Below are 4,809 nucleotides of genomic sequence, written 5' to 3'. Positions count from 1 at the left end.
TGCCGCGCCGGCCGACATCATGGATGTGTTCGAGGACTACACGAACAGGTACGGCCAACTTAAGACCCCTCCTTCGAGCCCCGCTCAGGAGGGTCTTTTGTTTTCAGGGCGGACTTCGTCCGCAGGGGGCTCATTGCCGCCCCCTCGTCGGCCTGCGGCCTCCTCACCTGGCTAGGATATTTGAAAAGGGAAAGGACTTGCGCCGCTGAACCCGTCGCGCCATCATCGGGACGCGTACAGGCTGGGAAGCCGATGGCGCAAAGGGAAAGGCCCGGCTCCTCTGGAGTCGGGCTTTTTTGTTATCCGAACATCCTGGCCCAGAGGCCTCGCTGCGCGTAGGCGCGCCAGGCATCACGGTCGGCTTCCGCGGAGTCGGCCCGACGTCGCTCGCTCTCGACCAGGGCCTTAAGGCCCTCGATCCGGAGCTGGAGCTCGAGGGGTGACGGCACCTGGATGCTGGGAGTGACATCCGGTGGGATGTCAGTAGAGATGTCAGAAGGAACGTCACCCGGAACGTCAGTAGGAAGGCTTTGCGGCCGCTCCAAGACCTCCGATGGGACGGCCACCCTGACAGTCCCGTCATTTCCCATGGTCTTCTGCCACTTTCGACGAAGTGTCATTTTCCTTGCGGAATCAAGCTTGATACCAAGCCGGTCGGCAAGCTCGCGGTACGTCAGGCTTTCGGTCGTCATAGGGACTTCCCATGTGATGGCAAGCGCAGAAGCAGCACTCGTCACCATAGGATGACAGCACCGGGTTAACGTTCCGCTAACCACGATTTTCCCATGGGTCATCACATGGGATGACCCTGTGATCGCGCTGTACGGGCCATTTAAAGCCCTTCCTGAAAGCGAAATCGCGATTTTTCCTCTAAAATACGAAATAGCGCTGTTTGGGGATGTCCCTCGGAGCCGCCGTCGCGAGACCGATCAGGTGCTCCGGAGGTGGACCGGCCAGGCCGAAGAGCGGAGCGTGCCTTGCCGGGCTGCCTCTGGTGCGCCAGGTCTCTGAAGCGACGGGGGTTCTGGGGGATGTCCCTTGGTGAGCCCGAGCCTCTATCTCCGCGGAGCTGGAGAAACATCATCGTCCGGAAACGAAGGCGCGGCCGGCGTGGCCGCCCTTGCGGCGAGAAGACGTCTACGGATTCCATCTGGGGAGAGGTCTATACGAACAGGAGGCGGCTGCACCGGCTCGAAGGAGCCGAAGCGAATCCTGCGCCGCGCCTCCTGAGCGAAGTCGAGGACGTCGTCGGCGAGCTTCCAAATGCGGCTCCAGTCCAGCCGGGCGAGCTGGCGCGACAGCAGGCCACCGGAAAGCTTCCGATGCTTAAGGGCGTCGATCTGCACGAAGTCCATCTCACGTCGCATAGCCGGCGTGACGGAGAACCCGGAGAGCGAAGCAGTCAGGCGTGCCTGCGCGAGCCTGTTATCCGGTCGATCTTCTCGTGGAGCTCGATCATGGACTGATGCAGGAGGCGCTGCCCGTTCAGGATCGTTTCGAGAACCTCCTGAAGGTTCTCTATCGGGCTGGGCCCGTCCATCTGGGGATCGTCCAGGAGCTGCAGCAGCGGCTCCAATCTCTCCGCCGCACTCCGAGCAGCCTTCGTCTGATCGTACACTTCCTTCACATGCTTCAAGGTCACGTCTGCCATTCTCGAATCCTTTCATGATCTCAGCGACATAGGCGCGCTTCTGCTTCGTAAGGCGATCAAGGGCACCGATCGTGACGTCGCCGGCCGTCACGACGTAAACCGCTTTCTTCTCTCCGGGGACCACCGCGAATCCTTGATCGGCGAGGGCGGCCATGAAGGCTGCCGGGCTGTCGGAGGCCGACCAAGCGGCCGCGACAGCGGCCTTGGCCTTCGGCAGATCGACGCCCGCACGCGCCGCGACGGCGCGATTCCTGGACGACATCGAGGAGCGCGGCGCCTCCGCCGGCTCCGCCAACATGTCGGCGACGTCCGGACGTCCGGAGCGACGAAGCTCCTCGGCGACCGCGGCGGTTCGCCTCGAAACGGTCAGCGGCTCGCCGAAGTCCGCTTCAAGCGACCGGGCGACGGCCTCGAGCTTGAGATAGGACCGGCTGTCGTCGAGAGCCCTAAGGTCGTCTCCGACATGTCCGATGACCAGGTGGAAGTGCTGCGGACTTCCGCCAGGCGCTGCGCGCTCTTTGCCGTCATGCTCCCATAGGACGAAGGCATGATCCTCGGCTCCGTAGGCGGCGAGGACACGCCGAACGGCCTCGTCGCGCTGCGTCTCGTCGAGGCGCCCGCGGGGTGAGATCGTCACGTGATGGCACGCGACGTCGGCCATGGAGCCGTCGCGCATCGCTTCCATGTAGGCGAGCGCATCGTCGACGGTCGTGAGGGGGCAGCCGCCGATCGCGACGACGCGGGCGGTCTGGCCGACGGATCTGCTGAGATGGGACTTCAGGTTCCGGATATCGCGGGATGTCCGGCCGTGCCGGACCGTGGTGAGGATCATCGGAGTTCCAGGACGGCGCGTGTCAGCTCTTCGAGCTGGTCGCGCAGCGCGTCGACGGCGACGAGCGACGCGACGTCGCCAGTGGCGTTCGCAACGCGAGCGACCTGGTTGACGTTGCTGCCGATCCTGCCGAGCTCACCGAGGATACGGGCGAGGTCACGCTGTTTCGGATCCGGCTTACGCCGGACATCCGGGGCAGCAAGACCGACAGCCTGGCAGACAGCAACGCGGGCGAAGGAGGACGGGCCGAGCCCATGCGCGGCTCCGGCCTCGACGATGCGAGCGTGATCGTCCGGGGTAACCCGGATGGTCACCAGCTCGGTCGTCTTCCGCCTTTCAGATCCCATCGCCGTCTCCTTTGGGTGGGGTTCCACAGGGGCAGGGCGCAGCCCTCCCCTTGGCCAGCGGGCAAAGATACCGCGTAGCGGTATTGCCGCCCATTGCTGGCTCTCATGATGACGACGCCCAGATGCACGGCGCAAGCGCCGGCTGATCTCAGGCCGAGCGCTTCCGATCTCCGACTTCGAAGAGCTTCAAGTTCTCGATTCTGAATGCGGGATCGATTTCAAATCGATCGTCGGGAGGAGGGTTGGGAGGCTTAGAGACCTCTCCGAGCGAGCCGAGAGAGAGTTTCCCAGTAGGTTCACCGCCCTCCTTCGTCGGGACAGTTAACCTACTGGTGTGAACCTTATAGGAGGGGCGCCTTGCGGCGCGGAACGGGGTCACGTTGAGGCCGCCCTTCGTGGCCCATGCAGTCGCCACGGAGAGGGCTACGGCGGGATCCGGGGCGCCGGACCTGTCCCAGCGCGCGCGGGCGTCCATCTGCTCCAGGTAGATCTCCTGCAGCCTCTCTTCGGCAGCCCGGCCGACCGGTCGCGGATTGTAGTTCTGGACGAGGAGCATGGGCTCCGCCCAGGGCGTGTGCTGCCACATCGGCATGGTGACACCGATGAACAGATTCACAGGGCACCCACCGGGCTCGGTGGCCTCCTTCTCCTCGCGGGAATGGACAAGACGCCTGCTCTTCTCGACGAGCCTCAGGCTGCCGCCGCTACCCTGAGCGTTGCGGACCCGGACGACCTTGACGCGGTCCTGCCGCATGCTGCCGTAGAACTCCCTGAAAGGCCCCAGAGGCTGCGCCAGATTGAGCCGGAAGAGGCTCTCGTGCAGCCAGCGGGCCTCGTCAGGCTGAAGCGGTTTCTCGCCCTCGAGCAGCTCCGCCGGCTTGACGACGTATTTCACGATCTCGCGGGGATCCTCGATGCGGCCGCAGTCCTTCCAGTGGGCGCCGAAAACCTCGTGGCTCCATGCCAGGAACGAGGCCCAGCTTTTGGGACCCTGTTCGGGCATCTTACTGAGAGGCTGGAAGAGGACGTTTCCGTGGACGTGGTAGAGGACGACGTCGGGAGGGAAGCGGGCATCGAGCCCGCGCTCCGCAGCAGTCCGGCGGGTGAACTCGCTACCGCGGAAGTGGACCTCGACGCCGTAGTCGTCGCGAGCCGCCTTTGCCCACTTCGAGATCTTCCGGGAGAGGTCCTTCAGGGCCGTCCGAAGGTCCCCGAAAGCTGGAACGAGATCGCCCGACGTCACGACCGCATAGCGGATGTACTCGGGGCGATCGGCCTCCTGGTCGATCCAATAGCGAAGCGCGTTGAGGATCGGCCTTCGATCACGAGCGGCGACGGCCGGTAGGAACCGAATGGGCCTCCAGGCGCCCACGTCGGTGACGATGCCCGTAACGGCGGAGATAGCTACGACGTCGCTCTGCAGGCGGACGTCAACACCGGCCGCCTCAAGCAGGGTCGCCAGCCTCTCGGTCTGATCGTCGAGCTCCGCGCGGCGGAGTTTCGCTGCCAGCCACTGACGGGGCTCGAGCTGCCATCCAATGTTCTGATTGCAGGCATCGGCATGAACGATCGCGGAAGTCTGAAGCGAAGCTTCCTGGGAAGCTGGGTCGTCTGGAACGACTTTAGACGGCACCACCGCCCGCCTTTCTGGCGGCCGTAGGATTGTCAAAATGTCCTGTAAGTGCTATATGCATCTTCGGTTCTCGGCTCCAGCCGAGCTCTTTTGAGGCTTTCCTTTTGCTGTCTGGTCGCCAAACTTAACAAGCAAGAGGTCCGCCGGGGACTACACGAACGCCGCCCGACCAAGAATCGGGCGGCGTTTCTGTTTCCAGTATCCATGAAAACTCGCAGGACGCAAACAGCCGGCTGCGCCGGCTTGCGTAATGCCGCGCCGGCCGACATCATGGATGTGTTCGAGGACTACACGAACAGGTACGGCCAACTTAAGACCCCTCCTTCGAGCCCCGCTCAGGAGGGTC

At 63.9% G+C, this 4,809-nt stretch carries 4 protein-coding genes; all 4 read right to left on the bottom strand.

Annotated elements, in window-relative coordinates; translation table 11 throughout:
* Positions 1-299: 299 nt before the first annotated feature.
* Complete coding sequence (locus tag GGR23_RS22895) at positions 300-692, bottom strand: hypothetical protein (protein WP_183368604.1); 393 nt, start codon at positions 690-692, stop codon at positions 300-302.
* Positions 693-1,055: 363 nt separating this feature from the next.
* Positions 1,056-2,483 (bottom strand): relaxase/mobilization nuclease domain-containing protein, encoded by a 1,428-nt coding sequence (locus GGR23_RS22890; RefSeq protein WP_183368603.1) that lies wholly within the window; start codon positions 2,481-2,483, stop codon positions 1,056-1,058.
* On the bottom strand, positions 2,480-2,830 hold the full coding sequence (locus tag GGR23_RS22885) for a plasmid mobilization protein (RefSeq protein ID WP_183368602.1): 351 nt from the start codon (positions 2,828-2,830) through the stop codon (positions 2,480-2,482). The genes GGR23_RS22890 and GGR23_RS22885 overlap by 4 nt, the downstream gene beginning before the upstream one ends.
* Before the next feature lie 148 nt (positions 2,831-2,978).
* Entirely contained in the window at positions 2,979-4,463 is a 1,485-nt protein-coding gene (locus GGR23_RS22880; protein WP_183368601.1) for a hypothetical protein, read from the bottom strand.
* Between the last annotated feature and the right edge of the window lie 346 nt (positions 4,464-4,809).

Origin of the sequence: Gellertiella hungarica, assembly GCF_014197145.1 — a bacterium.
Lineage (GTDB): Bacteria > Pseudomonadota > Alphaproteobacteria > Rhizobiales > Rhizobiaceae > Gellertiella > Gellertiella hungarica.
Note: the sequence above shows the minus strand (reverse complement) of the source record. Positions and strands in the feature narration are given on the sequence as shown.